General features: G+C 35.9%; 26 protein-coding genes. 5 read left to right on the top strand and 21 right to left on the bottom strand.

Annotation, left to right across the window (positions count from 1 at the left end):
* Positions 1-62: 62 nt before the first annotated feature.
* From SIB89_RS15295 to SIB89_RS15350, 12 genes are all read right to left on the bottom strand, one after another.
* Positions 63-1,553 (bottom strand): deoxyribodipyrimidine photo-lyase/cryptochrome family protein, encoded by a 1,491-nt coding sequence (locus SIB89_RS15295; protein ID WP_412560452.1) that lies wholly within the window; start codon positions 1,551-1,553, stop codon positions 63-65.
* Position 1,554: 1 nt separating this feature from the next.
* Positions 1,555-3,024 carry a cryptochrome/photolyase family protein gene (locus tag SIB89_RS15300; protein ID WP_412560453.1) on the bottom strand — a complete coding sequence of 490 codons (1,470 nt, stop codon included), beginning with the start codon at positions 3,022-3,024 and terminating at the stop codon, positions 1,555-1,557.
* Positions 3,025-3,026: 2 nt separating this feature from the next.
* Positions 3,027-4,331 (bottom strand): DASH family cryptochrome, encoded by a 1,305-nt coding sequence (locus tag SIB89_RS15305; RefSeq protein WP_412560454.1) that lies wholly within the window; start codon positions 4,329-4,331, stop codon positions 3,027-3,029.
* Positions 4,313-4,450: a DUF2256 domain-containing protein gene (locus SIB89_RS15310; protein WP_412560455.1), complete on the bottom strand. Its 138-nt coding sequence runs from the start codon at positions 4,448-4,450 to the stop codon at positions 4,313-4,315. Before SIB89_RS15310 ends, SIB89_RS15305 begins: the two co-directional genes overlap by 19 nt.
* Positions 4,447-5,868 (bottom strand): SDR family oxidoreductase, encoded by a 1,422-nt coding sequence (locus SIB89_RS15315; protein WP_155089601.1) that lies wholly within the window; start codon positions 5,866-5,868, stop codon positions 4,447-4,449. The genes SIB89_RS15310 and SIB89_RS15315 overlap by 4 nt, the downstream gene beginning before the upstream one ends.
* On the bottom strand, positions 5,868-6,506 hold the full coding sequence (locus SIB89_RS15320; RefSeq protein WP_412560456.1) for a flavin reductase family protein: 639 nt from the start codon (positions 6,504-6,506) through the stop codon (positions 5,868-5,870). Before SIB89_RS15320 ends, SIB89_RS15315 begins: the two co-directional genes overlap by 1 nt.
* 1 nt (position 6,507) lies before the next feature.
* Positions 6,508-7,818, bottom strand: coding sequence for an ABC1 kinase family protein (locus SIB89_RS15325; protein WP_412560457.1), 1,311 nt, complete (start codon positions 7,816-7,818; stop codon positions 6,508-6,510).
* Positions 7,819-8,475 carry a TetR family transcriptional regulator C-terminal domain-containing protein gene (locus SIB89_RS15330; protein ID WP_412560458.1) on the bottom strand — a complete coding sequence of 219 codons (657 nt, stop codon included), beginning with the start codon at positions 8,473-8,475 and terminating at the stop codon, positions 7,819-7,821.
* A gap of 99 nt (positions 8,476-8,574) precedes the next feature.
* Positions 8,575-9,267 (bottom strand): MIP/aquaporin family protein, encoded by a 693-nt coding sequence (locus SIB89_RS15335; RefSeq protein ID WP_412560459.1) that lies wholly within the window; start codon positions 9,265-9,267, stop codon positions 8,575-8,577.
* 6 nt (positions 9,268-9,273) lie between these two features.
* Positions 9,274-9,894 carry a low molecular weight phosphatase family protein gene (locus tag SIB89_RS15340; protein ID WP_412560460.1) on the bottom strand — a complete coding sequence of 207 codons (621 nt, stop codon included), beginning with the start codon at positions 9,892-9,894 and terminating at the stop codon, positions 9,274-9,276.
* Positions 9,895-9,912: 18 nt separating this feature from the next.
* A complete protein-coding gene (locus tag SIB89_RS15345; RefSeq protein WP_412560461.1) occupies positions 9,913-10,386 on the bottom strand; it encodes a DUF6428 family protein in 474 nt (157 codons plus the stop codon).
* Positions 10,387-10,408: 22 nt separating this feature from the next.
* Entirely contained in the window at positions 10,409-10,741 is a 333-nt protein-coding gene (locus SIB89_RS15350; RefSeq protein WP_273289439.1) for an ArsR/SmtB family transcription factor, read from the bottom strand.
* 158 nt (positions 10,742-10,899) lie between these two features.
* On the opposite strand from SIB89_RS15350, the gene SIB89_RS15355 reads away from it, so the two are divergent.
* Entirely contained in the window at positions 10,900-11,748 is an 849-nt protein-coding gene (locus SIB89_RS15355; protein ID WP_273289440.1) for a DUF2911 domain-containing protein, read from the top strand.
* Between the two features lie 61 nt (positions 11,749-11,809).
* Here SIB89_RS15355 and SIB89_RS15360 read toward each other — a convergent pair whose 3' ends face one another.
* The 9 genes from SIB89_RS15360 to SIB89_RS15400 form a co-directional block, all read right to left on the bottom strand.
* On the bottom strand, positions 11,810-13,624 hold the full coding sequence (locus SIB89_RS15360; protein WP_273289441.1) for a sodium:solute symporter: 1,815 nt from the start codon (positions 13,622-13,624) through the stop codon (positions 11,810-11,812).
* A 213-nt stretch (positions 13,625-13,837) separates the two neighbouring features.
* Positions 13,838-16,357: a PIG-L family deacetylase gene (locus SIB89_RS15365; protein ID WP_412560462.1), complete on the bottom strand. Its 2,520-nt coding sequence runs from the start codon at positions 16,355-16,357 to the stop codon at positions 13,838-13,840.
* 82 nt (positions 16,358-16,439) lie between these two features.
* Entirely contained in the window at positions 16,440-17,519 is a 1,080-nt protein-coding gene (corA, locus tag SIB89_RS15370; RefSeq protein ID WP_155089612.1) for a magnesium/cobalt transporter CorA, read from the bottom strand.
* A gap of 3 nt (positions 17,520-17,522) precedes the next feature.
* Complete coding sequence (locus SIB89_RS15375) at positions 17,523-18,056, bottom strand: mechanosensitive ion channel domain-containing protein (RefSeq protein ID WP_155089613.1); 534 nt, start codon at positions 18,054-18,056, stop codon at positions 17,523-17,525.
* Between the two features lie 48 nt (positions 18,057-18,104).
* A complete protein-coding gene (locus tag SIB89_RS15380) occupies positions 18,105-19,031 on the bottom strand; it encodes a septum formation inhibitor Maf (RefSeq protein WP_273289443.1) in 927 nt (308 codons plus the stop codon).
* Between the two features lie 91 nt (positions 19,032-19,122).
* Positions 19,123-19,716 carry a Maf-like protein gene (locus tag SIB89_RS15385; RefSeq protein WP_273289444.1) on the bottom strand — a complete coding sequence of 198 codons (594 nt, stop codon included), beginning with the start codon at positions 19,714-19,716 and terminating at the stop codon, positions 19,123-19,125.
* Entirely contained in the window at positions 19,717-20,643 is a 927-nt protein-coding gene (locus tag SIB89_RS15390; RefSeq protein ID WP_273289445.1) for a geranylgeranylglycerol-phosphate geranylgeranyltransferase, read from the bottom strand. It abuts the gene before it with no gap.
* 46 nt (positions 20,644-20,689) lie between these two features.
* Entirely contained in the window at positions 20,690-21,223 is a 534-nt protein-coding gene (locus SIB89_RS15395; RefSeq protein WP_412560463.1) for a KdsC family phosphatase, read from the bottom strand.
* Between the two features lie 32 nt (positions 21,224-21,255).
* Complete coding sequence (locus tag SIB89_RS15400; RefSeq protein ID WP_412560464.1) at positions 21,256-22,071, bottom strand: Rossmann-like and DUF2520 domain-containing protein; 816 nt, start codon at positions 22,069-22,071, stop codon at positions 21,256-21,258.
* Positions 22,072-22,139: 68 nt separating this feature from the next.
* On the opposite strand from SIB89_RS15400, the gene SIB89_RS15405 reads away from it, so the two are divergent.
* The 4 genes from SIB89_RS15405 to ccsA all read left to right on the top strand — a co-directional run bounded on the left by SIB89_RS15405 (position 22,140) and on the right by ccsA (position 26,946).
* Complete coding sequence (locus SIB89_RS15405) at positions 22,140-22,535, top strand: group III truncated hemoglobin (protein ID WP_412560465.1); 396 nt, start codon at positions 22,140-22,142, stop codon at positions 22,533-22,535.
* Positions 22,513-23,166, top strand: a complete 654-nt coding sequence (locus tag SIB89_RS15410; RefSeq protein WP_273289449.1) for a DUF2306 domain-containing protein — start codon at positions 22,513-22,515, stop codon at positions 23,164-23,166. Before SIB89_RS15405 ends, SIB89_RS15410 begins: the two co-directional genes overlap by 23 nt.
* Positions 23,167-23,196: 30 nt before the next feature.
* On the top strand, positions 23,197-23,646 hold the full coding sequence (gene mscL / locus SIB89_RS15415; protein ID WP_273289450.1) for a large conductance mechanosensitive channel protein MscL: 450 nt from the start codon (positions 23,197-23,199) through the stop codon (positions 23,644-23,646).
* Positions 23,647-23,748: 102 nt separating this feature from the next.
* Positions 23,749-26,946, top strand: coding sequence for a cytochrome c biogenesis protein CcsA (ccsA, locus tag SIB89_RS15420; RefSeq protein WP_412560466.1), 3,198 nt, complete (start codon positions 23,749-23,751; stop codon positions 26,944-26,946).
* Positions 26,947-26,983: the final 37 nt, after the last annotated feature.

Genomic DNA, 26,983 nt, shown 5'->3' on the forward strand with positions numbered 1-26,983 from the left:
CCTTTTATGTAAAAAGTTAAACAAAAATTAACACAGAATTATGAATGTTGAAAATTTGGAGTCTATTCGTTTCGTAACATGCGCTTTCTATCACTAATGGTATGTCGCTTAAGTATTCTAAAACTTTCACGCATAACATCAGGATCTTTTTTCATATTCCAAAGAATATCGCTGGCATACTTGCGGTTCTCCTTTATATCTACAATTGGAAATGGATAATCCTCACCAAGCTTAAAATTATAGAATGCTTGTTCCATTTCAGTCATAAGGTAAGGTTCGTGAATAAGTGGTAGGTCTAAATTTTTCAATTCGGGCACCCACTTTTTGATAAAGACCGCATCAGGATCGTGTTTGAGACTGTTGGTAGTTGGATTGTAAATTCTAAGATTATTTATTCCTGTTTCGCCTGCTTGCATCTGTAATTGCGGAAAATGAATGCCAGGTTCAAAATCAAGAAATTGTTGTGATAAATGTGTGGTAGCATCTTGCCAAGGCTGCCAGAGAATATGCGTAAAGAACGATGCTAACATTGCACGCATTCTAAAATTAATATATCCAGTTTCAATAAGACATCGCATACTGGCATCTACTAACGGAAAACCAGTTTTACCTTCTCTCCAAGCTTTTTGATATGTTTTTGAAATACTCTTTTTCAGCTTATGGTAGCCTTTATTAATACTTGCGTTTTCCATGGTGTGTTCCATTTCAAACTTTTGAATAAAATGAGCTTGCCATCGTAAACGCGATATAAATGCCGCAATATGAGATTTATCCTTTGCATTGGTTTTTAAAGCTTTTGCTTTTTGATAAACTTGGCGTATCGACAAGTTTCCCCAAGCTATATAGGGTGAAATCCTACTGCAACTACTACGTGATGCCTCGGGCTTAGATATATTGAACATGTAATCTTCATGTCTGCTTTCAAAGAAAGAGCTGGCATATTTCCAACCCATGGTGCTACCTCCTTTTTGAAAATTAGTGACTGATGGTGTCTCTAAATCGGTAACTGTAAATACCTTTTCTAAGGTTTCAATAGCGGTATTATTTATCAATTGGTTATCGTTGGGCTTAAAGATTTCCAAGTCCTTGTTCATATAGCTTTCCCAATTTTCAAACCAATTATCTCGATTTAGCAATCCACGCTCTACACCGTTGTTTTTGCTCTCGTGCCAATCGATAAAATTATTCCGACAATATCTCGTAAATTCTTTGTCTCTGTTGTAGGTGACCAACAATCCTGTTTCTACATGCGAATAGATGGCGTTAACTTTATAAAATTCCTGAATGAGATTAAACGCACTTTGAATATCGCAGGTCACAGCTAAAACCTTAGTATTGTATTCTTTAAGGCTTTCATTGATATCTCGAATGGATTCCTTTATAAAATTGAAATGGCGTTCGCTATAATGTTCATCATTTAGAATGATATATTCAAAAGCATAAAGAATCAAGGTTCGTTTTCCGGCTTTTAGGGCGTTTGCAATAGCTTCATTGTCTTGAAGTCTTAAATCGCGCTTTAACCAAACGACATTGATATGTTCTTTTTCTGCCATACTAAAGTTGCTCTAAAAACTGTTCAGCATTGTTGAAATGGTTTTCTAAAGTTTCTTTGTTCATTCTATCTAAATTGCCCAAAAGCATACCTAATCTAGGATTGCCTGAGAAGAAATCGCGATGCTTATCCATAAAGGTCCAGAATAGACCATCCCAAGTGTCTTGCCAATCGCCTTTAGAATAGTTGCTCATTTTCATGATGTAATTACTACTGCTTATATAAGGTTTGGTCGACATTAGGCCACCATCAGCATAAAGGCTCATACCATAGACGTTTGGTACCATCACCCAATCATAAGCATCAATGAATAATTCCATAAACCATTTGTACACTTCGTCTGGATCAAATTCACATAACACCATAAAATTACCAAGAATCATTAGGCGCTCAATATGGTGTGCATAACCTGTTTTGAGGACTTTTTTTATAACGTCGTCGATGGGTTTTATACCTGTTGTGCCATCATAGAATGACGAAGGAATTTTTCGATCAAAATTCCAGAAATTCTTAGTGCGTTCTTCTGTTCCTTTTACTTCATAGACACCTCTAATAAATTCGCGCCAGCCCAATATTTGACGGACAAAACCTTCAATGGAATTGATGGGAACATCATTTGAATTTCCAAAGCCAATCGCTTTTTCAATCACTTCTGAAGGGTTCAGTAATCCTACATTAATAAGCGGTGAGAGGATACTATGGTTTAAAAAGTGTTCTTCCTTAACAATAGCATCTTCGTAGGGTCCAAACTCATGAAAGCGTTGTTCAAAAAACTGTTGTAGCCAATCCTCAGATGATTTAAAATCTATAGGATAAATGGTTAAATCAGTAAGTTCACCATAGTGATTGCCGAAATTATCAGTCACATAGTTTTCAGCTTCCTTGTGATAATCACTTTTATCCGGAAATTGAATATGTGGTGGTGTTTTATCTTTAGGATACTTCTTTCTATTGTCACCATCATAGGTCCAGTTGCCACCTTCTGGCTCCTCAGAAACCATTAAGATGTCACGATTTTTACGCTGTTGTTTGTAAAACGATGTTTGAAAGAATTTCGTTTTATTCGGTTTAAAGAACGAAGTGAGTTCTTCTTTTGTGTTTATAAAAAGTGGGTTCTCATACCATTTTATGTCAATAGCATTAGAAACTTCATTAATGTGTTTTTGCAACCAATTGTCTGTTGGGTCAATGATATGAAGCTTTTCGACACCTTCATCAATCAGTTTAGGGATGAGTTGTCTTACATCACTTAAGTCTGATGTAGCATCAATATAATTAACCGTTTTATCTTTACTCTTAAGATATTCTGCATAAGCCTTCATGGAAGCTCTATGAAAGGCAATTTTTTGTTTGTGAAACTTGTAATGCGTAAAGAATAGAAATTCTTCAATGATATAGACATCAGCTTTTACCTCGAGAATTGGTGAATTTTTGAATAATTGATGTGGGAATATGAGTACGGCTTCTTTCATTATTAAAATAAGCTAGGTTGCAACCAAAGACTTCTAAATTTTCCATTAGCATCATAGCGCTCTGCTTGCAATTGCACATTGAATTTTCGATCTCTAGGGTCGTTACCAACACCTGCTACATACATCCAATTGCCGTAGTTGCTGTGTACATCGTAATCTACTAATAAAGACTCAAAATAGGATGCGCCAATACGCCAATCGAGTTCTAATTCTTTAGCGAAGTAGGACGCCACATTTTGGCGTCCTCTGTTACTCATCCAGCCGGTTTCTTTGAGTTCAATCATATTGGCATTTACAAAGTCAGACTGGGTTTCGCCATTAATCCAATTATTGATTTGAGTTTGGTTTGTAGACCATTCGTAATCTTTTTGAAGTATACCTCCTAGTTTGAATATTTGGCTACCGTGCTTAATGGATACGTACTTAAAATAATCACGCCATATCAATTCAAAAATCAACCAGTAGGTTGATTGGTTTTTAAAATGTTCTTTTTCAAATTGTTTTACGTTCCAATAGATTGTTCTCGCAGAAATACTGCCATTAGCCAACCATGGTGAAAATTTTGAACTGTAATCAACACCAACTAAGCCATTTCTAGTCTTCTTGTAGAATCCTAATTTTTTAGTATTGAAGAAATAATCGTTTAATCGATTTAAGGCTTCGGTTTCACCGCCTTTAAAAGGGAATGCTGAATGCGGATGTTGTTCAAAGTCTTTAAACCCAAGGTCTGACAACGTTGGGATATTGGTATTGTTTTCAATTCTATTATCGTTGGTTTGCTTTTTGGTTGTCACCTCATGTCTTATGTCAACATACTTTTCTAATTTCTTTCTGAATACAGTAAAAACTTGTGGTGTTTTAGAAATTTCAAAATTGATATCTTCTGGATGAAATAAAAGCTGATTGTGAATATGGTGCCAGTTGATATCCTCTAGTTCGGCTTTCACCAAATTCTCAGTATCTACTTCCTCTTGCGTCCATTCTTTTTGAAGGTAAATGTCCGTTATCTGATGTGCTTTGCCCAACTCTGGAATGACAGCTTCAGGTGCATCAAGAAAAACCAGTAGATCAATATTGAGCTGATTGAGCTGTTCTTTTAAATCGTGAATTGTCTCTATCAGGAATTTAGCTCTGAACTTTTCTGTCTTTTTAAACCCAAATTTATCGACTTCAAAATGTCTTGGGTCAAAACAATATACGCCAACAAGTTTGTGGCCGTTCTTTGTTGCTTCAGCTAAAACAGCGTTGTCAATTGTTCTTAGGTCATTTCTAAACCAAACCAAGTTTTTTATTTTGTCCTTCTGCATTTTTCGCTACAATATTTTACGTTGTCCCAATCCTTTGCCCATTTTTTGCGCCATGTGAATGGACGTCCACAAACAAGGCAAATTTTCTCTGGTAAATGTTGTTTTTTTGCACCTTTCATTTCGGTTCTACAAGGGCATTTAGCATACCTTTAAAGACAAAGGCATGGAACGGTAAAACCATATACCAGTACAATCGTCCCCAAACGCCTTTAGGCCTAAACACTGCACGCTGATATAGTTTGTCCTTCACAATTTTAAATTCCAACCAGGCTTCTCCAGGCAATCGCATTTCGGCAAATAATAAAAGCCGTTTTTCGTTTTTATCAGCATAAAGTACACGCCAAAAATCGAGAGGGTCACCAGCTTCAAGATAATTATCATGCGTACGACCTCTTCGTAATCCCACACCACCAAATAGTTTATCCATATAACCTCTTAGCTTCCAAAGGTTATTAAAGCTATACCATCCGTTACGACCACCAATACTCCAAATTTTGTTTAAGGTGTATTCTTCATCTACTATATTTCTCGACCTCACATCTTTAAAACAGCCATATTGAGGTAGCTCGATGTGTTTAGATAATTGACTTCTAAATCGGCCACTGCTAACGGCATCTTTCCAGCTTGATATCACCGCATTTTGTTCAATTTTTTGAAATGCTAAATCAACCGCAGTTTTATAATCAACCGGTTTTATGTCTATAACATCATTGATTTTGCTTGGTTTGCCAATAACTTCTACTTTCATGCTGTCTACCAATGCTTGAGCCAGTTGAAATGAAGTGGATGTTACAAAATACAGCCAATAAGACGATAACTTAGGTGTTAAGACAGGTAAGGTGTAGATGTAACGCTTCAGGCCACGAACCTCTGCAAATTGCAATAGCATTTCTTTGTAAGTCAAAACTTCAGGGCCATAAATATCATAGGAATTGTTGTATAATTCTTTTTTCCCCAATGCGCCAGATAGATAGCCAAGTACATCGCGTATAGCCAAGGGTTGGGTTTTAGTGTTTAGCCACCTTGGAGTTATCATAACAGGTAATTTTTCAACAATGTCCCTAATAATTTCAAACGACGCGCTACCGCTTCCTACTATGATGCCTGCACGCAGTGTAGTGAGTGCATATTCATCTGATTTTAAAGTTTCCTCTACTTGTAGTCTAGACTCTAAATGTTTAGACAATGATTCATCATTAACAATCCCACTAAGGTAGATGACCTGTTTGCAATCAGTAGCGTTAACTAGGTTTTTGAAATTAAGGGCGCATTGACGTTCTAGGGATTCAAAATCATCAGAACCAGTTGCCATAGAATGGATAAGGTAATATGCGGCATCAATATCTTTAGGAATTTTATTGGGCTCAGGATCTAAAAAATCAATTTTTATAAAAGAACAAAGAGGGTTGTCTTCTATTTCATCTGGAATACGGTTTAAATCACGTACACAGCATATTAATTCGTGTTCATCTTCTAGAAGTTGAAGTGCGAGTCTTTTGGCAATATAGCCTGTTGTGCCTGTAATTAATATGCGCATTAGTCATTCGGGATTGCAAATTCTGGTTTTGGGCGCTGATATTCTAATCGTGTTTTTAACTCTGGTACTGCATAGCCATCTAACCCGTTGATAGTCGCTACCTTGCCCTTAGATAAATTGATGAATCCATCTTTTTCTAATAAATCATCAGGCACATAGAGTTTTTCAATTTTACCAATGAGTAAGATAGTGTTATTTGCCTTAATAGGGTACTCTTCCACATAACTCATTGCTAATTGCACAGGGCAACCTTTTACAAATGGTGCTATAAAATTGTCTTTGTATTCTTCCTCTAAAGACGTGACATTAAACTCTGAGATTGCTGAATCGTACTTGGCAGAGGTGTGATGCGCATCTTCTAAAATACCATCGTGTATATGATTTATAGTATATTTCCCTGTAGTTTTAATGTTATCATAGGTGTTTCTAATTACAGTTGTAGGTCGCAAAAAGAAACCTAAAAGCCCAGGATTAGAACCTAAATGTGTTATAGAACTGAATACCGCCACGTTACTTACACCTGTATCATCTTTGGTACCAATGAGATTAGCCGATTTATAACCAGAGCAACTATTAATTAAATTAATGCGATACAAATGATGCATTTGGTTAATATCATCTAAGCTGAATTTTGCCATTTTAAAGGTTTGTAAAATTGTTGATTTTAATATTTTCAGCTTTAAGATCGAACATTAAATTATATAACCCAAAGAACGTTCTGTTGATGTAAATAAAGTGTTTAGAACCTCTGTTGCCATTCATATTTCTAAGCTCTGTGCTTTTTGAATATTTCTGACCCATCTCTGCCACTTGATTAAAAAAATCAGGATTTGAAAAATCGAATATTTCTTTTTGAAATGGCTGAGTGAATAGGCTAAGTAACTCGTGAAACATTGCAGAAAAGAATTCGATTTCTTCTTTGGAATCATCAGACTTTAGTATTTCCAGCTGATACATTTTCTCAGAAAAAGCATCAGGATTATCGATACAAGCTTTATCTGCTAATTCAAAATAAGGTTTGTAAAATGTTTCAGGAATGGTTTTCATACACCCAAAATCGAGCGCAATTAAATGACCTTCTTTAGATATCAAAAAATTTCCGGGATGAGGATCTGCATGCACCTTTTTTAATTTATGAATTTGATACATATAGAAATCCCAAAGCGCTTGTCCGAGTTTATTGGATACTTCTTGGTCTGTGTTGTGCGCCACAAATTCTGAAAGGTGTTCTCCTTTCATATAATCCATTGTTATAATGCGCTCTGAAGAAAATTCTTCGTAATAATTCGGGAATTTTAAATTAGGAATATGCTTACAAGCCTCTACAACGTCTTTACTTTGTTGTATTTCTAATAAATAGTTAGTTTCTTCTGTTAACTTGTTTTCTACTTCTTTAAAGTATTTATCCGAATCTTTACCTTTAATATTAAACATCTTAATAGCAATCGGCTTTACTAAAGCCAAATCTGATGCGATACTCTCCGCAACTCCAGGATATTGGATTTTCACAGCAAATTTTTTCCCATCCTTTTCTGCAATATGGACTTGTCCTATACTGGCAGCATTAACTGAAGTTGCGTTGAAAGTATCAAATAGTTCTTCGGGATGTTTCCCAAAATATTTCTTAAATGTTTTTATTACTAAAGGTGGTGATAGTGGTGGTACTGAAAATTGAGATAAGGAAAATTTCTCAACGTAAGCTTGTGGTAAAATGCTTTTTTCCATACTCAGCATCTGAGCCACCTTAAGGGCGCTACCTTTTAATGTTTTTAGGCTATCATATATATCCTCTGCATTATTCTGGTTAAGTCGTTCTTTGGCATCTTCTTTTGAATTTACCATTTTATCACCATAGTATTTTAAGTAGTTAACACCTACTTTTGCACCAGTGGACACTAATTTACTAGCTCTAGAAATCTTGGTAATGGGTATGCTGTCTATTGTCTTCATCTAATTACTGTGCGTTTTTTCTTTATACAAGAATTTACCAAAATCTATTAAACTCTTTAATGGTGTGGTATCTATAAGATCAAAACTCGCTCTTACTGACTTCTCAATAAACAAGTCTGTTTTTTCAAAAGATGGAGATGTATCATCTAACCAAAATTTCATGGTAACAAGTAGTTGTAACCAAGCTGTTTCCTTTAAGCCTCTATTTTGAAGTCTCTCTAACTGTTCTTGCTTTAAATCTAGCGTCTTAATATTGAGATGCTCAATGTAATTTGAAAATCGCTGCTTTAATTTTGCTAAGGTCTTAAGTGACTTTAGCTGATTTTTGTTATGCTCTAAGGCATGCACAACGTAGCTTCTATTGGCGGTAAGAACTTCAAAAAAGGTGTAGTAGAAGCTTAGTAACTTATTTCTAGCATCGAAATTAATATAGTCTTCGCTTTTCTCTAATACTGCATAAGCACTATCAAAAAAGACTTTGAAAATACTTTGTTCTAAGGCGTCAAACGAGCCGAAAGATTCGTAGAATTTTTGTTCTTCAAAATTATTATCCTTTGCAAAAGCATAAACAGACTTGGGCTGTTCATTATGAGTTAGTACATAATCCATGTATAACTCAATGATTTTTGATTCTGTGATTGATTTTTTCTTTGCCATTGTATTTCATTTACAATGTAAAGATACATAATGTTTAACTATTTTAAATAAAAGTTAAACAAAGTTTAACAAGAATATATGAATTTGAAAAAAAAGTGTTTAACAATTTTCGTCACAGCAATCATCATCTTTAACCAATTTACAGCTCATAATGGCTAAAAAGGCTCCTATAATTGGTGCTGTTATATACAACCACAGATGTTGAAGATTTCCAGAAATAATAGCTGGTGCTAGTGATCTAGCAGGATTCATGGAGGCCTTGGTCATTGGGCCAGCAAACATAGCCTCCAATAAAATTACACCTCCTACAGCTATTGCTGCCATGGCGCCGATTTCTTTACTTCCTGTAGAAACATTTATAATAACAACCATTAGGAAGAATGTGAGCAACAGTTCGAGAATAAAAGCTTTGTAGGGTTCGAATCCTTCTGCGGGATAAGTGTGCCCAAAGCTGTTGCTCTCAGGAAATAAAACCCATAAAATCGCAATGGCCATAAAAGCTCCCGCAACTTGAAAAAGGATATATTTTGGCACATTTTGCCAATTAAATCGATTGGCTACAGCAAAACCTATGGTTACAGCTGGATTAAAATGTGCACCAGAAATTTCACCAAAGGCATAAATCATGGCCATGACAATAAGTCCCCAGGTTATGGCTACGCCAACGTGTGTAATGCTTCCTCCTGTAATTTCGTTTACGGTCATAGCTCCACAGCCACAGAAAACCATAGCGAACGTTCCGATAAATTCAGACCAAAGTTTTTTATTTAATGGGTATGTATTTAAACTCATATATTATTAATGATTGAGTTTTATGTTTGAGAAGACATATTTCATCTCGGTTGCAATTTGAAGACTACGCTCTAGGTATTTTTCAGCTTGCTGAGGTGTGCCGTCAAAAGCTTTTGGATCTTCATAGGTTATTGGGGTGCGCTTTTCTGCACCAGCAATGAACGGACAACCTTCATCGGCACTAGAACAGGTCATAATGGCTGCAAACTCAGATGACGGATTAAAATCTGCATCAAATGTTTTTGAAAATCCAATAACAGGATGAGCAGTTTCAGAATATTTTATGGCATACACAGGATTATCCTCATTGGATAGTTTTTCAATTTTAAACCCAGAGCTTTCCAAAGCTTCAGCAGCCGAAGGAAATAGGGCAGTGGCTTCAGTTCCTCCAGAATAGCAAAACACGTTTTTTATATTAAAGTGCTGAGCCAAAGTTTGTGCCCAAACTTGAGATAAATGGCTGCGACGCGAGTTGTGCGTACAGATAAAGTTTAGGTTTATTATAGCTTTAGCATCTGCTTTAGTCTTTATAAAATCAATTAATGGTTGTAACGTTGTTTTTCTTTCTTCTGAAATTGAAGTGGTATCTAAGCTTTCTATTTTTTCTGATAATTCTGAAAATATCATTGTGTGTTTATATTTTGATTAACAACAGTTGCCATCTGGTGAGCAACAAGGTTCATCAGATAAATCTGCTAATTGTAGTTTTGGTTTAGGTTGTTTTTCCGGTATTCCACAATTATCTTTTGCCAAACAATCGGTTTGTTTTGTAGTTAATAGAAAGTTAGTGCCATTAAAGTCTAACCCAAATTTACCTATGGTTTCTCCTTGGTATTCTACTTCGATTTCTAAATCATCAATATTCAAGGTTTTTTGAGATAATTCAATAATGTGGAGCAACTTTTCAGGATGTAGTCTGTGGTTGTAATCATTGGCTTCCCAAAGTTGAAAATTCACCACCTCTTCATGCCTTACGGTACCTCCACAATCAATAAAGTCTTTGGTGATTTTACCAACTTCGGTTACATGAAAGTGATTGGGAACCAATGTTCCGTTTGGCAATTGAAATGCTATTTTATCTAGTTCCTTTAATTTCGATTTTATTTCTGAAAGTTTCATAATTTTTGATTTGTAATTTTAATTAACAACAATTAGTATTCTCATTTAGATCTTGATTCAAAAAATCATTAATGACGGCTTTCATTTTAGACCAATTGGCTTTATCGATGCAATAGCATACACTTGTGCCTTCGATATTGCCCGAAATGAGACCGACATTTTTTAATTCCTTAAGATGTTGCGAAATGGTGGGTTGTGCCAATCCAATTTCATCTACCAAGTCTCCACATATACAAGAGTTGGTCTTAAACAAATGTTGTAATATGGCGACTCTGGCAGGATGTCCAAAGACTTTGGCAATGCTCGATATTTGATTTTGCGCTTCAGTGAAAATTTCGCTTTTAGTTAATCCCATAATTTTTAATTATTATATTGCAATATTACGATTAATATGTTTATTAGAAAAGATTAGAGGGTTATAATTGTTGTTTTTAAGTCTTTCTTAACATATTTCGCTTTTCTTAAGTCGTAACTTTAAGGCACTTTAAACAAAACACTTAACACTATTAAAAAATGAAGAAATTATTACTATTTGCATTTGCGTTAACATTGATGTTTTCGGTAAATGCACAAATTGAAACACCTGCGCCAAGTCCTTTGAGTAAGGTTGAGCAACAGGTTGGATTAACAGATGTAACCTTGGAATATTCTCGTCCAAGTATGAAAGGACGTAAAATCTTTGGTGATTTAGTGCCTTATGGTAAAATGTGGCGTGCAGGAGCCAACAAAAATACTACCATAACATTCAGCGATGATGTTACTATTGGAGGTAATGAAGTAAAAGCGGGTTCTTATGCTATTTTTATTACGCCTAATGAAAAATCTTGGGATGTATATTTTTATTCAGACACCAATAATTGGGGAACTCCTCAAGAATGGGATGATTCTAAAGTTGCGGCCAAAGTCAATGTAGAGACGTATCAGATGCCTATGGAGGTAGAGACCTGGACTATGACATTCGATAGTTTAACTAACAATTCTGCAGAGCTTGGGTTTATATGGGAAAACACCTATGCTGGAGTAAAATTTGAAGTGCCAACGGCTGAAAAAGTATCTGCTTCAATCGCAAAAGTGATGAGTGGCCCTTCTGCTAATGATTATTATGCTGCTGCTGTCTATAACTTATCTGAAGGAAAAGACTTGGATAAAGCTATGATGTGGATTGATAAAGCTGTAGATTTAACTAAAGAACAGCCGCGTTTTTGGTACTTGAGACAACAGTCTTTAATTCATGCTGCAAATGGAGATAAAGACGGTGCGATCGCTGCGGCTAAAAAATCACTTGAAGGTGCACAAAAAGCCGGAAATGATGATTATGTGAAAATGAACAAAGAATCATTAAAAGAATGGGGTGCGATGTAATTGCAACTCAGAATAATTTAGAAAAAAAGCGCATCTACTTAGGTTGCGCTTTTTTTTTATTCTAGTTTTTAATTGCTAGATTCTTATTTATTAGCTGTAAAATATGTGCAATCAAAATTACCAATATACAACCGAACAAGTTCAGCCATAAATAAGGCATCCAATCCAGCCACCATCCGGTAATAACAATAGCCTGTGTGATTAAGGCTCCCGTAAAGACGGCATTACCTTTTATATATTTAAAGAAGAAGGCCAACAGGAAAATACCTAAGACATTTCCATAGAAAATTGAACCGATGATATTTACGAGCTGAATCAGGTTTTCAGCCAGGTCAGCAAAGCAGGCTATGATAATAGCTACAATACCCCAGCCCAAAGTAAACCACTTGGTCATTTTTACCATGTGCTCTTCGCCTTTGTCTTCTTTTAGATTTCTGCCATATAAATCAATTGAAGTAATGGTTGCCAAAGCGTTGATTTCTGAAGCTGTTGAAGACATGGCTGCAGATAGAATAACAGCAAGCAATAATCCTATTAGTCCAGTTGGGAGATGGTTCAATATAAACCGAATGAACATATAATCCCTGTCGTTGGTCTGCGTGTCCTTAGCGGCATCATTATAAAGTGTCTTTAGCTCACTTTCCTTAGTTATAAATTCGTCACTAACAGGATTTGCCCTTAGACCTTCCAATTCATTTTGAAGCCTAGTGTAATTATTGGCATATTCATTATCAATAGCTTTCTTTATCAAGAATTTAGACTCTAGACGATAGGTTTTTTCGATGCTGTCTAATTTAGAAAGTTGAACTCTGGTACGTTCACTTTCGTCCGTCGATAGTTTCAGACTCAATTCCTTTTTCTGGGAAAATAGAGTTGCTTGTTTGTCTTGAAGTGCTCTGTATTCGTCACCATATTCCGAAGCTAAAACCGTTTGGGTCGATTTATCGATAAAGTTTAATGGTGCAGGATTAAACTGATAAAACACAAACACCATCACACCCACAAGCAGTATGAAAAACTGCATAGGAACTTTAAATAAACCATTAAAGAGAAGACCCATTTGCATCTCCTTCATGGATTTGCCAGAAAGGTAACGTTGTACCTGACTTTGATCCGTACCAAAATAGGATAACATTAAAAATGTTCCACCAATGAGGCCTGTCCAAACTGTGTAGCGATTTTCTAAATCGAAAGAAAAATCTAAAACCTGCATCTTGCCAGTAGCACCAGCAATATCAATGGCATCAGTAAAGGAAACTTCTTCAGGTATTAAGTTTATAATGATAATTAATGCTGCAACCATACCAGCAAAAATTACAAACATCTGTTGCTTTTGAGTTACCGTAACAGCTTTTGTACCACCAGAAACGGTGTAGATAATAACCAATACTCCAATAACAATATTGAGCGTTACAATATTCCAACCGAGTACAACCGAAAGGATGATGGCTGGTGCGAAGATTGTAATTCCGGCAGCCAAGCCACGTTGAATTAAAAACAGAATAGCTGTGAGGCTTCGGGTTTTAAGGTCGAATCGATTTTCGAGGAATTCGTAGGCTGTATAAACTTTTAGACGATGATAGAGTGGAATAAACACCAAGCAGATAATAACCATGGCAATTGGCAGTCCAAAATAAAATTGAACAAAGCCCATACCATCTGAAAACGCCTGACCAGTAGTAGAGAGAAAGGTAATTGCACTCGCTTGTGTTGCCATTACGGATAATCCAATGGTCCACCATTTTGAGGTGTTTCCTCCTCTTACATAATCCTGAACATTTTTACTACCTCTGGTTTTCCAAGTACCATAGCCCACAATTGTGGCCAGTGTGGCAATTAAAACCGTCCAGTCTATCCAATCTAAAGTTTGCACCATAAAATTAAGCGAATGAAGCTGTTATAAAGTAAAAGAGAATGATGTACAAGGCATTGGCAATTAATACGATGGTGTACAATTTGTCCCATTTTTGTTTTGGTTGTGGTTGGTTGTTCATTGGTTTAGTTGTTAGTTGTTAGTTGTTGGTTGTTGCTCTGTATATCTTTCTTAAGTTATCTCATATCTCATATCTCATATCTCATATCCAATATCTCAATTCTTCAACTTGGTTGCATCCTCTTTTCCTGCGGAAAGCAAATTAGCAAAAAGTCGGTAAGCTCCAGAAACTCCTGCTGGGAATTCCCTAAAGAAGCTCAATCCTGTATAAATGTAATTGCCTTTTCCATATTTAGCGACGAGCAAGCTCCCTTCTTTAGAACTTTCACCTTTGTCATTCATTGCTAAGAGTGGTGTAAATTCTTCCGACCATTCACCTGGAAAATACAAACCACGCTCTTGTACCCAACCTTCAAAATCTTGTGTTGTGATTTTATTCGGGAAATTGAGAATAGGGTGATTTGGATCTAAAATTCTCACTTCGGCATTTTCGTCTGTAACTCTGTCTCTGGATAATTGCAGCTCATAAGGAGCGATGTTATCTGTTTTTATACCTCTACTTGTGTTGTACTGCACAATCATATTGCCGCCTTCTTTTACATAATCCAGCAAAAATTTTTGTTTGAATTTCATTTCATCCAAAATATTGTAGGCTCTAATACCAACTACTATGGCATCAAAATTAACGAGGTTGTCTGCTGAAATTTGTTCGGGTTTAATAATGGTGACATTATAGCCAATCTGGCGCAAACTTTCTGGTACCACATCACCAGCTCCTTCTATATAACCAATGTTGTTACCGCGTTTTTCAATATCTAAGCGCACCACTTTGCTAACGCTTGGCATCAAAACGGTTTGGTAGGGAATGTGAGCATAATCAATTTCAACCAATTCGTCGGTGTAGAATTCGCCATTAAAGTTTAACATTGGTGTGATTAAGCCCTCACTCTGATTTTTTGGAGGAATAACTGTAAACATTAATTTTTGAACATCTCCTTTATTGGCAATTTCAATCTTTTGTTTCTGAGGATATACGCTCCAATCATTTGGGTAGGCCATTTGCACATAACCTTCAACGGCATCTCTACTAGCTTTTACGGTGACTTCAATGTCTTTTTGCTGATCGTTTTCAAAAATGAAAACCTTATCAGCAATGCTTGCAGACACTGGAGGTACAATTTCAAAAGGTCTGTACAATTCCCCTTTGTCTGGTTTTGAATAACGATATACCACAGGTTTGGTTATGGTAATTGGTGTGCTTAAAATACTAAGGTTAAAATCTACAAAAACGGCTCTAGGTGTTTCTGGCAATCCAATCCATTCCGGATTTTCAACATGGTACATACCCAAGGTGCTTTTTTTGTTCAACCAATATGGTGTTGTATAGTGAATGTCTTTAGGAATGGTAATACCTTCATCAAAATTTAGACGTTGATTTTCTGGCATTGCCATGTTTTTTGAAATCCCGTTTTCTAGTGTCGAAAGGTTATAGGATACCAATTCGATTTTGGCAGCACTTCGGTTCAAGGCCTCAATATTTAAACTTACTGTGGACTCTGGCGATGCATGAGGAGTATTGACAGAAACTTCCAAATACAATCCTGCGCAAGCTTCAATTATCGTTTTAAGTTCTTTAGTTTTTATAGTTTTCCAGTGTTCATTTTTTACATTTTGAAGCAATTTGTAGGCTTCTAAAAGTTGCGGTAGGTGAGTGGCTGGATTCACAAAATTAAAGTTACTTTCAACTTTATTTAGAATATTACCAATAGCTTGTCCGCCTTCAATTCGGTTCCATGAGGTGTCAATACCTGCAAACACATCGTTGCTATCGTCTAAAGGTTCACCTTTTAAAAACTCAATATATTCGTCTTGAGTACCACGAGTCATTAAACGTCCAAAACCTTGACAAAGGTGTTGACTGCTTGCCAATGAAGCCACCTCGTTATTAGACATACCTTTGGATGGGTAATACACTCCAATATCAAAATTGAGCATATTGCTTTTGTCAATCTTATCAAATTCTTCTCTGCTACCATATCGCCACCAAGAGGTGTTGTAAAATAGTCGTTTGGGTTGCCATGTTTCTGTTAGGTTTAATTGTGATGGATACTTTGTAGCATCATTCGCTAAATCAAATGCCTCTAAGCTCAGCATCGCTGAACTGGTGTGATGACCATGCGTTCTTCCTGCTCTTCTATGGTCAAAGCGATTGATGATAATGTCTGGTTTAAATTCTCGTATGGCCCAAACGACATCTGAAAGCACTTCGTCCTTATTCCATATTTCCAAAGTTTCATCAGGATGTTTTGAGTAGCCAAAATCATTGGCTCTTGTAAAGCGCTGTTCACCACCATCAACACGTCTTGCAGCCAACAATTCTTGGGTTCTGATAACGCCAAGTAGTTCCCTTATTTCTGGTCCGATGAGGTTTTGTCCACCATCTCCACGTGTTAAGGATAAATAGGCAGTACGTGCCTTAACTTCGTTAGACATGTACGAAATCAGCCTCGTGTTTTCATCATCTGGATGCGCAGCGATATAGAGTACAGAACCCAAAACGTTGAGTTTTTGTACGGCTTCGTATATTTCTGAGGAATTAAGTTTTTTGGGTTGTTGTGCTGGTAAGGAAATTACTGTGCCCAAAAGAAAGATGAGGCAAAGTTTAATCTGGCGCATAAGGTGAATAGTTAGTTACTCTTCAAATATAAAAAAGTTACGCGCTTATGCCTTGGTTTTAGGTTTTGTTTAACGGTTATTTTCACAACCACTTCTTACGCTTAAAATAAATCAACAACCCAATAAAGATGGTAAACATTACACCCAAAAGCACAAAATAACCATAGCGGTATTTGAGTTCTGGAATATACTCGAAGTTCATACCGTAAAGACCTGCCAAAAATGATAAGGGTATAAAAATGGAAGACATTATCGTGAGGACTTTCATTACTTCGTTCATCTTGTTGCTAATGGTTGTCATATACATATCCATTAAACTCCAAATCATTTCGCGATAAATATCTATGTTTTCTGATACTTGAATTAAATGATCGTAAATATCTCTATAATAAGTTATTGTGCGTTTAAAAATTAATGGATGTTCTCCTTTTTCGATACGATTAATAATCTCACGTAATGGAAAAATAGCACGACGTACTTTTAGGATTTCACGCTTAAGTTGCTGCACCTCAATATTGACATCTTCTCGTGCATGGCCTGTAAACAATTCGGTTTCTAAATCTTCAATCTTATTGCCCAAAGTTTCTATGATGCTGAAATAATTATCCACCACAGCATCGATTAAGGCGTACAATAAATAGTCTGATTTTAATCCACGTATTCTTCCATTGGCATAGCGCAAGCGTTCACGGATAGTACCAAAAACGTCACCTTCGGCTTCCTGAAAAGTCAACACATAATTTTTCCCAAGGACAAAGCTTACTTGTTCAATAACAATTTCTTCGTTGACATCGTAATAGAGCATTTTCAACACGACGAAGAGGTAATCCTCGTATTCATCAATTTTAGGGCGTTGAGTTGTGTTTACAATATCCTCTAAAACGAGTGGGTGCAAATCGTACTGCTTACCAATATCCTCAATTTTATCAGTATGCTGAAGGCCATCTACATTAATCCAAGTAACGGAATCTGTGTCCTTATAGTTTACGGCATCTTCGATATTGAGCAAAATAGTTTCCTCGATATCGTCCTTGGTGTAGTCAAAACATTCAACTTGAAAATCTTTATCCGATTTTTTACCAGTATAGACCAGGGTTCCTGGAACTTGTCCGATGTGTTTTTTGTGTTCTTGAGTACGTTTTTTATTTCTCTTTTTTAACATAGGCTACAGTATGCTGCTATCGTCTAAAGCATCTTTCTCCATTAAAGTTACTGCTTTTTGAAGAATAAGGTTGTTGGGATAGGTTACCAAGTCGCCATTGTCGTCCCTTAGGATTAGCTGAAATGCCCTAATATCTTCTATGATGGCTTCTACAGGATAATCCTTATCATGTATTTTTATTTTGTCTCCCACTTTATAAGGAAATGAAAAGAACATAATAATGCCAGAGGTTATATTACTTAGAATAGACCAGATGGCAAAAAGAGCGATACCAATTACTGCAAAAACGGAAGAAAAAACTAGTGAGATTTGATTGATTTCAACACCAAGAATAAAGGCTTCAATCAATATGGCGATGAGTAATAATGTCACCGTAACATAGCGACCGATAAGATTTGCCCTAGCTTCTGTAGTACCACTTCGTCTGCCTATTTTTTTTACTGTAACGACTATAACAGCCCTAATAATGAGAAGTATTATGAGAAGTATTGCCGTTGTAATGATTTCAGATTGGTACGTATTGAAAAAGTTTGACATGTTAAGTAAGTTGGTACTTAACAAATATAACTTAGATTCCTTAAAAAGCTATTGCAATTTTAATTTTTCCCGAAGGCTTTCGTCTGCGTTATTGTTTTTATTCCAATAGGCAGATTTAATCGAGCTAAGTTTTGTGGCTTTAGTGGTTAAAGTCTTTGTAGAAGCACCAAAACCGCTTTCTGATGTTTCTTCCCAGCCTAAAATATCAAAAGGGAATTCATTGTTGAAATTAATCTTGAGTGTTCTGTTTAATTCAGGATACGAAAGTGTGTATATTCCATTTTCTAAACTGGCGATAGCATCATATGCTTTTATAGGTTGGTGTCGCAATCTCGTAAATTCTAATGAAGGAACAATTTTTAGTTCACCAGTTGGAAGACTTTGAGGATCTATTCTGAGTTTTGTCCATAGTTCGTTTTCCGTCCAGTTTTTTTCAATATTAAAATTTTGATCAGCCTCTCCTTGAAAGTATGAATGTGACATGATTTCAAAATCATCACGATTGTTAAGTTGTGCATAGACTTGTCCGCACCATTCCTGTACAGAAGCCGTAACTTTTATGGCATGTTGATTGTTTGCCACGGGATAAAACGTGCTTTGCATTATGGAATATGGATAAACACCAGTATTGAAATTTTTTGTGGCGTTCAATTTTAAAACAGGAATGTTGGATTCATCATAATTGTCTGCTTTGACCTGTTGTTCTGGTAGAAAATCTTCAGTGACAAATACCATAACAGCTGTGCCTTCCCTAAGTTCTCCATAGCGTGCTTGTTCCAGCTTGTAGGAGGTGATTTCGGCTTCACCATTATACCAGTAATCCTTAAATTCTTTTGAAAGCTTTGTTTCGGGAGATTGCTTTTCTTCTTTGAGTTCTGATATGGCAATAGTATCTGAGGTTTCAGATTTGTTTTCTTTACAGGAATTTAGTACAAAAATTATTGAAACAAGTGATAGAATTTGTATTGTCTTCATAGGTAGAGATTTAAAGGTTATAAGACACTTCGACTGCGCTCAGTGTGACAATTTAATATGCCAGAAGATTATGAACAACAAAGTTACAATCCTAACGACCTTCTGCAATGGCATTTAACGTTTCATAAAGTAAATGGGTTGGTAGTCCGACGACATTGTTGTATGAACCTTCTATATTGGTAATGCCAATCGCACCAATCCATTCTTGTATACCATAAGCACCGGCTTTATCCAATGGTTTGTATGCCTCAACATAATAACGTATTTCCTCGTCAGATAAGGCTTTAAACGTTACTTTGGTAATAGTATTTACCAATCGTTGCTCAGAAGTTTGAGTAAAACAAATAGAGGTCATCACCTCATGTGTTTTAGCACTCAACGATTTAATCATTCTGAAAGCATCGTCTTCATCCTTTGGTTTTTCTACGGCTTTTCCATCTAACCAAACAATGGTGTCGCTTGTAATTAGGATGTCCTTGGGTTGAAGCTCGTTTATAAAGGCTTCAGCTTTTAATTTAGCCAAATAATCGGTAATTTCAGTACCCTTTAGATGTCTTGGATAGACTTCGTCAATGGATTTTAACTTTACTTCAAAATCTATGTTCATAGATTTCAGAAAAGTATGCCGTCTTGGCGAAGCAGAGGCCAGAATAATGTTGTGATCTTTTAGTTTGTCGTTCAGCATTTAATTTAAAACATAAGAATACAGTGCCATAGAAAGCATACCAGTTAACATCACTAACTTAAGTATAAGGCTTATATGTTTGTAGTGCGATTTGTGTTCTGCACTAAACAATTTGATTGTGACATAGATTAGAGGTGCAATGACCAATACCAAGAAATAACCTACAAGAAGTTGTTGCTTAAATAGGTTATCCACCACGTAATACACTACAGCAAACAAAGGGATAAGCGATAGCACAAATACTATTTTATTGGCACGTTCTCTACCCAAAACAATAGGAAGTGTTTGCATACCAACTTTGTGATCTCCGTCAATATCTTCTATGTCTTTTACCAATTCTCTTATGAAGTTAATTATGAAAGCAAAAATGGCGTAGTCTAAAATAAGTCTGAAAAAGAAAATCTGAATTTCCCTATTACCGTCATTAATGACCGGTAATAATTCAAAAACCCCTACCAATAAAATACTTAAGGCAACGACTAATGAAACAATAACATTGCCAACCAAAAGTATTTGTTTTAAGAAAGACGAATAAATATAGAGTAGTGCTGAAGCGATAAAAAAGATGACGAAAAATCCTGACTTGCCAATACCGTTAGATAAATAAAAACCAATCCCAACACCAATAACATTTAGAATTATAAAAAGACGCAATGCAATTTTTTCAGTAATATGGGTGTTGATTATAACTTTACTCGGCTTATTGATTTTATCTGCTTCAACATCATAAATATCATTGATAACATAACCACCAGCAGCTATGCAAACGGTAGCTATTACCAATAGAAAAAAGGCCAATGGACTAAGCGTGGTTATAACTCCATGACTTTCATAAAAGGGCAGCAGTAGTGCATATTTAATTAAGATTTGCACAAGGGCAATCATTAAAAGGTTTTTCCAACGGATTAAATTGAGGAAGTGGATCATTTAGGAATTTACGATTTTTGATTTACGAATAACGATTCAGTGAAAACTAGTCATATTTAGCACTAAAGTTGCCATTCCATTTATTCTGAACTTTCAATACCTGTTCAATCACATCTCTAACAGCGCCTTTTCCACCATTTTTATGCGATACATATTTTGAAATCGCTTTTATTTCTGGTGCAGCGTCTTGTGGGCAACATGGTAAACCTACCAATTTCATTACAGGAAAATCTGGAATGTCATCTCCCATATATAACACATTGGTTTTATCAATATTGTTTTTGCTGATGTATTCGTTGAGTTGATCAATTTTATTGTGCGCACCAAGGAAGATATCTTTAATACCCAACCCCTCTAGACGCTTACGTACACCTTCGTTAGATCCTCCGGAAATGATGCAAATATTAAAACCGGTATCAACAGCGGTTTTAAGAGCAAAACCGTCCTTAATACTCATGGTGCGCAACATTTCACCATTGGTGGTTACATTGATGGTGCCATCGGTAAGCACACCATCCACATCAAAAATAAAGGTGGTAATATCTACTAAATATTCTTTGTAGCTTTTGTCGTTGTTCATTTGTATTTCGCTATGCGTCACCTCGACTTCGCTCAGTGACCAGTTTCGTTTTTTGATTTTTTATGGATGCTTTTAGTTTTTCGATGGGTCGAAACGCCATGCGTTTTCTTTATTGAAGCCGTCAAAAGCTCATAAATTGCTTTGTGTTCTTCGGATTCTATTTGCTTTAAATGACGCTTAATCGTCTTTTTGTCATTGCGCTTTGCAGGTCCTGTTTGTGCCATGTATGGTGACATATCCTGAACCTTCTTAGCAGTTTCTAGAATCAGTGGTTTTAAAATATCAAAGTTAATGCTTTTGGCATCACTGATTTCATGCGCTATACGATACAACTGATTGGTGAAATTATTCACGAAAACAGCAGAGAGATGTAAGGTTTGCCGTTGTTCAGTATTTATTTTATAAGGTTTACAATCTACTGCTGCAGCCAAATCCTTCATAAATTGAAGGTTGGGCTTTTCCGTAACTTCAATACAAATTGGTATTTCGCTAAAATTCAATTCGGCTTCTTTAGAAAAGGTCTGTAAGGGGTAAAAAACAGCACGTTGATTTTTTTTATCCATATCATGAATGGAAACACTGCCAGAGGTATGTGCTATCAATCGATTTTCAAAAGGTAAATCTTTAGAAAGCTGAGAAATGCTATCGTCACTAACAGCCATAATATAAATGTCAGCTTCATTTAAATCCGAAAGCTGGTCTGTAGTTTCAACTTCATTGGCATAAGATGATATGCTACTGTAAGAGCGATTATACCATTGTGCTACCTTAACACTTTCTGATGATTTGAAAGCCTTGTATAAATGTGTAGCTACGTTTCCTGCTCCAAGAAGTATTACTGATATCATGGTGTAAAAATACTAAGATTTCGCATTTTACAAGTATATGTTTTGGATTAAAAGAATAACTTTGAATTATGACCAAAACAGACATTAAATCACGAGAAGATATATTTTTGTTAGTTTCTGAATTTTATAAAAAAGTTAGGAGAGATAATGTTCTCGGCCCTTTTTTCAACGACACCATACAGGATTGGGATACACATCTTCAGCATCTTACGACGTTTTGGGAATCGAGTTTGTTTTTAAAGACGAAATATTATGGCAATCCGCTTGAAGCCCATGTAAAGGTGGATAAAGCCCATAATAATAATAGCATAACTGAGTTGCATTTTGGTTTGTGGCTTAATCTATGGTTTGAAACCATTGACGAATTATTTGAAGGAGATTATGCCGAAAACGCTAAACGCAGAGCTCGTAAAATGGGAACTTTTTTATATTTGAAAATCTTTGAAGCAAGATCCATTGATTAATAAATCTGTCATACTTAAAAAAATAAGCTACTATGCTTTTGGTGTCCTTTGTGTCAGTATCGGCTTCTATCCGCTAATTTATTTTGTTATTGATAGAAAGTTTGGATTATTAGCATCAAAAACGGATACATTACTTTCTGATGTGCTATGGAATTTTGGGTTTTATGGACATATTGTTTTTGGTGGTTTGGCATTACTGATTGGTTGGTTGCAGTTTAGCAGGAAAAAAAGATTAAAAAATTTAAAAATTCATAGAAACATTGGTAAGGTTTATGTGGTTTCAGTTTTAATAAGCGGTACCTGTGGTTTGTATATTGCCTCTCATGCTACAGGCGGATTAATTAGTAAAGTAGGCTTTGGCTCTTTAGCTATTGTCTGGTTAACTACTACATTTTTAGGATATCGTTCTGCACAAAAAGGTAAGATAATTAAACATCAATATTTTATGATATATAGTTATGCGGCTTGTTTTTCGGCAGTAACTTTAAGAATTTGGTTACCTATACTTAGTGTGAGTTTTGGTGATTTTATTCCGGCTTACAGAATTGTTGCCTGGTTATGTTGGATTCCTAATTTAATTGTGGCGTATTTAATTATTCAATACCTCAAAAAGAGAAACTTATCTTTATAAATTTTTGTCATTAAAATATAAATTAGACCTATGAAACTCCTAAAAGAATTTAAAGAATTCGCCGTAAAAGGCAATATGATGGATATGGCCATTGGTATCATCATTGGTGCAGCATTTAATAAAGTGATTGACGTGTTGGCAAAGCAAGTATTGTTGCCTCCGTTGTCACTCTTATCTGATGGCACAAATTTTGAAAACAAAAAAATTGTCCTCCGTGATGCTGTAACAAACACTTCTGGTGATGTCACCATTACTGAGGTCGCTATCGCTTACGGTAAGTTGTTTGAAGTATTTTTAGATTTTCTAATCATAGGGTTTACGGTTTTTATTGTTGTTAAAGCTATGAACCGTTTGCGAAGCAAGGCCAATGACACCAAAAATAAAACTGTTGCAACTCCTAAGGATATAGAGCTATTATCAGATTTAAAAGAACTGATGGAAGAACAGAATAAATTACTCAAGGCAAGTACTTCTGCCTAAAACTTTTATTACATAAATTTTAACGCTTTTGATGATTGCAAAACGGGAGGAGAATCATCAAAAAGCCTTATCTTTGCGCGAGCTTAAAATAAGCCTATTGCTATGCAAAAGAAAATCGCTAATTTCCTATTCTCTACAAGACTTACCGCTATTCTGTTTATTGTTTTTGCCGTTGCCATGGCAACCGGAACTATTTTAGATAGAAACATGGAGACCTCTCCAACGCCATATACCAGAACTTTGATATACAATGCATGGTGGTTTGAGACCATTATGGTGTTTTTCGTTATCAACTTTGTGGGTAATATTAAACGGTACAGGTTGCACAAAAAAGAAAAGTGGGCAACACTAATTCTTCACTTGGCTTGGATATTCATTATTGTTGGAGCTGGCGTTACACGATATATCGGTTACGAAGGAATGATGGCAATTAGGGAAGGAGCAACAGAAAGCGAATTCCGTTCCCAGAAGACTTACATCAGTGGACGTGTCCTTGGAGATTATAAAATTAATGGACAATTACAGCAGCGTAATATTATGGAAGAGGTGGATTTCTCACCTCGATTAGATAATGATTTTGAAAGAACTTATGATTATGGTGATGCAGAAGTGAGTTTTAAACTAAAGAAATTCATCAAAGGGGCAGAAAAGGATATTGTGCCGAATGAAAATGGTGAAAGCTATCTTAAAATTGTAGAAGCTGGTGACGGAAGACCTCACAATCATTTTTTAAAAGAAGGTCAGGTCTCTAATTTGCATAATGTACTTATTTCCTTAAATAAAGATCAAGAAGGCGCTATAAACATCACAAATACCGAAGAAGGGTTATTCATTAAATCTCCTTATGAAGGTGAATATATGACCATGGCAACGGGCCAAAGAGGTAAACTGGTTAAGGATAGCTTACAGCGTTTGGTTCTGCGTTCGCGTTATGTGATTGGTAACATGCAATTAGTGTTTCCTAAACCAGTAGTGAAAGGTGTTTTTGATATTGTAAAGAAACCAACAATTCTTAAAGGTGATGAAAGTGGAATTGTGTTAGATATCACGGCAAACGGTGAGACAAAAAGTATAAATCTTTTAGGTGGGCCAGGTACTTATGACCAGCTAGAAGAGGTTAATGTTGGCGGATTGGATGTGGCTCTGCGTTATGGTTCAAGATTAGAACAGTTACCATTTAAGGTGAAGCTAAATGATTTTATTGCCGAAAAATATCCAGGTACTGAAAATGCCTATTCTTCGTATGAAAGTAAAGTCACTGTTTTGGATGAGGAGCAAGGAGATTTTGATTATCATATTTACATGAACCATATTTTGGATCATAGAGGATATCGTTTCTTTCAGGCGAGTTTCGATCCTGATGAAAAAGGTACTATACTTTCAGTAAACCACGATCGATGGGGAACGTATATCACTTATACGGGCTATATGTTGTTGTACTTTGGCTTAATGGCTATTTTGTTTGCCAGAAACACAAGATTTGATGATATAAGAAAGCGTCTCGATAAGTTGAAAAAGAAGAAAGCAAAAATAATGACTATGATTGCCTTGTTGTTAAGCTTCACGGGCTTTGCGCAAGAGCATTCTGAGAATGATGGTCATGATCATTCGCAAAATCAAAGACCAACCAAAGTACAGATAGACTCAATTCTAAGAGAAAACATTACGCCACAGGAGCAAGCCGATAAGTTTGCCAAAATGGTAATTCAGGATTACAGTGGACGTATGATGCCTATGCACACGTACGCCTCAGAAATGCTCAGAAAGCTTTCAAAAAAAGATACGTATGAAGGGTTTTCGGCAACACAAATATTTTTGTCTATCCAAGAAAGTCCGTTGTTGTGGTACAATGCTCCAGTAATATATCTTAAACCAAGAAAAGCGGATTCTATTCGTGCTATTATTGGTGTAGATTATGACAAAAAGTATGTAACCTTACTCGACTTTTTCACTCCAGACGGCAGAAATAAATTAGGGCCATATGTAGAGGAAGCTTATAAAGCACAGGTGCCAAATGGATTTCAAAAAGAGGTAAAAGAAGCCTATGGGAGATTGGGATTATTATCTGATGCAATTGAAGGTCGGTCTATTAAAATTTTCCCAGTACCAGATGATGAGAACAACACTTGGATTTCATCTTTAGAATTTCGAGAAGGTAATTATCGGGAAAAAATTAAGGATTCATTGTATGGGAATTTCATTAACAATGGCTTTAGTTCTTATTTGATTCGATTAAATAATGATAAGAAGACTGGTGATTTTTCGAGTTCTCAGGCATTATTGGAAGCCATAAAGAAAACACAGCAAAAATTCGGAGCAGAGATTATGCTCTCAGATGAAAAGGTAGAATCTGAAATTCTATACAATAAGTACGATATCTTCAAAAAGCTCTTTAGTTGGTATATGTATGCAGCGACAGTTCTGTTCATACTTATAATAGTTCAGATATTTAAGTATAAAAGTAGAGGGCTTAAGATAGCTGTGAATACTATGGTTGGTGTTGTTGTACTGTTATTTGTTCTTCATACTTTAGGTTTAATTTGGCGTTGGTATTTATCTGGTCATGCACCTTGGAGTGATGCTTATGAATCTATGATTTATGTAGCGTGGTCTGTGATGTTATTTGGTCTTTTATTGGGTAGGAAAAGTAATCTTACAGTAGCTGCATCAGCATTTGTAAGTTCCATGATTTTAATGGTAGCGCATTGGGCTTGGATGGATCCTGCAATTGCCAATCTTCAACCTGTATTGCAAGGCTATTGGTTAATGATTCATGTTTCTGTTATTGTAGCAAGTTATGGACCTTTTGCTATAGGAATGATTCTTGGTGTGGTCGCTCTGTTGTTGATGATTTTCACAAATAAAGAGAACAAAGCCCGAATGGATATTAACATTAAGGAACTGACCATTATCAATGAAATGGCATTGACTGTAGGTTTGGTGATGTTAACCATAGGCAACTTCCTGGGAGGCATGTGGGCAAACGAAAGTTGGGGACGTTATTGGGGCTGGGATCCAAAAGAAACTTGGGCATTAATCAGTATTATGATTTATGCTTTTGTTATCCATATGCGATTGGTGCCAGGCCTACGCGGAAAATGGATTTACAACCTTATGTCTGTGTTGGCTTTTGGTTCTATACTTATGACTTATTTCGGTGTTAATTTCTACCTATCAGGTTTACATGCTTATGCTAGTGGAGACCAGATATTAAGTTTTCAGTTCATAGCTGTCACATTGGCTATTATTGCAATATTAGCTTTCTTGGCTTATAGAAAACATAAGTTATTCTACAAGTAAAATCTATTTTTTAATGGAAGACAAACAATAAATGAAT

The organism is Winogradskyella sp. MIT101101 (genome assembly GCF_047126865.1).
Classification (GTDB): domain Bacteria; phylum Bacteroidota; class Bacteroidia; order Flavobacteriales; family Flavobacteriaceae; genus Winogradskyella; species Winogradskyella ouciana.

Coding starts and splice junctions, on each gene's coding strand:
- SIB89_RS15310 (WP_412560455.1), bottom strand. CDS start 4,450: ATGAAAGGTGCAAAAAAACAACATTTACCAGAGAAAATTTGCCTTGTT.
- ccsA (WP_412560466.1), top strand. CDS start 23,749: ATGCAAAAGAAAATCGCTAATTTCCTATTCTCTACAAGACTTACCGCT.
- SIB89_RS15350 (WP_273289439.1), bottom strand. CDS start 10,741: ATGGGATTAACTAAAAGCGAAATTTTCACTGAAGCGCAAAATCAAATA.
- SIB89_RS15340 (WP_412560460.1), bottom strand. CDS start 9,894: ATGATATTTTCAGAATTATCAGAAAAAATAGAAAGCTTAGATACCACT.
- SIB89_RS15375 (WP_155089613.1), bottom strand. CDS start 18,056: ATGTCAAACTTTTTCAATACGTACCAATCTGAAATCATTACAACGGCA.
- SIB89_RS15395 (WP_412560463.1), bottom strand. CDS start 21,223: ATGAACAACGACAAAAGCTACAAAGAATATTTAGTAGATATTACCACC.
- SIB89_RS15345 (WP_412560461.1), bottom strand. CDS start 10,386: ATGAAACTTTCAGAAATAAAATCGAAATTAAAGGAACTAGATAAAATA.
- SIB89_RS15295 (WP_412560452.1), bottom strand. CDS start 1,553: ATGGCAGAAAAAGAACATATCAATGTCGTTTGGTTAAAGCGCGATTTA.
- SIB89_RS15355 (WP_273289440.1), top strand. CDS start 10,900: ATGAAGAAATTATTACTATTTGCATTTGCGTTAACATTGATGTTTTCG.
- SIB89_RS15315 (WP_155089601.1), bottom strand. CDS start 5,868: ATGCGCATATTAATTACAGGCACAACAGGCTATATTGCCAAAAGACTC.
- SIB89_RS15380 (WP_273289443.1), bottom strand. CDS start 19,031: ATGAAGACAATACAAATTCTATCACTTGTTTCAATAATTTTTGTACTA.
- SIB89_RS15385 (WP_273289444.1), bottom strand. CDS start 19,716: ATGCTGAACGACAAACTAAAAGATCACAACATTATTCTGGCCTCTGCT.
- SIB89_RS15300 (WP_412560453.1), bottom strand. CDS start 3,024: ATGAAAGAAGCCGTACTCATATTCCCACATCAATTATTCAAAAATTCA.
- corA (WP_155089612.1), bottom strand. CDS start 17,519: ATGTTAAAAAAGAGAAATAAAAAACGTACTCAAGAACACAAAAAACAC.
- SIB89_RS15330 (WP_412560458.1), bottom strand. CDS start 8,475: ATGGCAAAGAAAAAATCAATCACAGAATCAAAAATCATTGAGTTATAC.
- SIB89_RS15320 (WP_412560456.1), bottom strand. CDS start 6,506: ATGGCAAAATTCAGCTTAGATGATATTAACCAAATGCATCATTTGTAT.
- SIB89_RS15365 (WP_412560462.1), bottom strand. CDS start 16,357: ATGCGCCAGATTAAACTTTGCCTCATCTTTCTTTTGGGCACAGTAATT.
- SIB89_RS15305 (WP_412560454.1), bottom strand. CDS start 4,331: ATGCAGAAGGACAAAATAAAAAACTTGGTTTGGTTTAGAAATGACCTA.
- SIB89_RS15405 (WP_412560465.1), top strand. CDS start 22,140: ATGACCAAAACAGACATTAAATCACGAGAAGATATATTTTTGTTAGTT.
- SIB89_RS15325 (WP_412560457.1), bottom strand. CDS start 7,818: ATGAAGACAATAGACAGCATACCCATTACCAAGATTTCTAGAGCTAGT.
- SIB89_RS15335 (WP_412560459.1), bottom strand. CDS start 9,267: ATGAGTTTAAATACATACCCATTAAATAAAAAACTTTGGTCTGAATTT.
- SIB89_RS15390 (WP_273289445.1), bottom strand. CDS start 20,643: ATGATCCACTTCCTCAATTTAATCCGTTGGAAAAACCTTTTAATGATT.
- mscL (WP_273289450.1), top strand. CDS start 23,197: ATGAAACTCCTAAAAGAATTTAAAGAATTCGCCGTAAAAGGCAATATG.
- SIB89_RS15400 (WP_412560464.1), bottom strand. CDS start 22,071: ATGATATCAGTAATACTTCTTGGAGCAGGAAACGTAGCTACACATTTA.
- SIB89_RS15360 (WP_273289441.1), bottom strand. CDS start 13,624: ATGGTGCAAACTTTAGATTGGATAGACTGGACGGTTTTAATTGCCACA.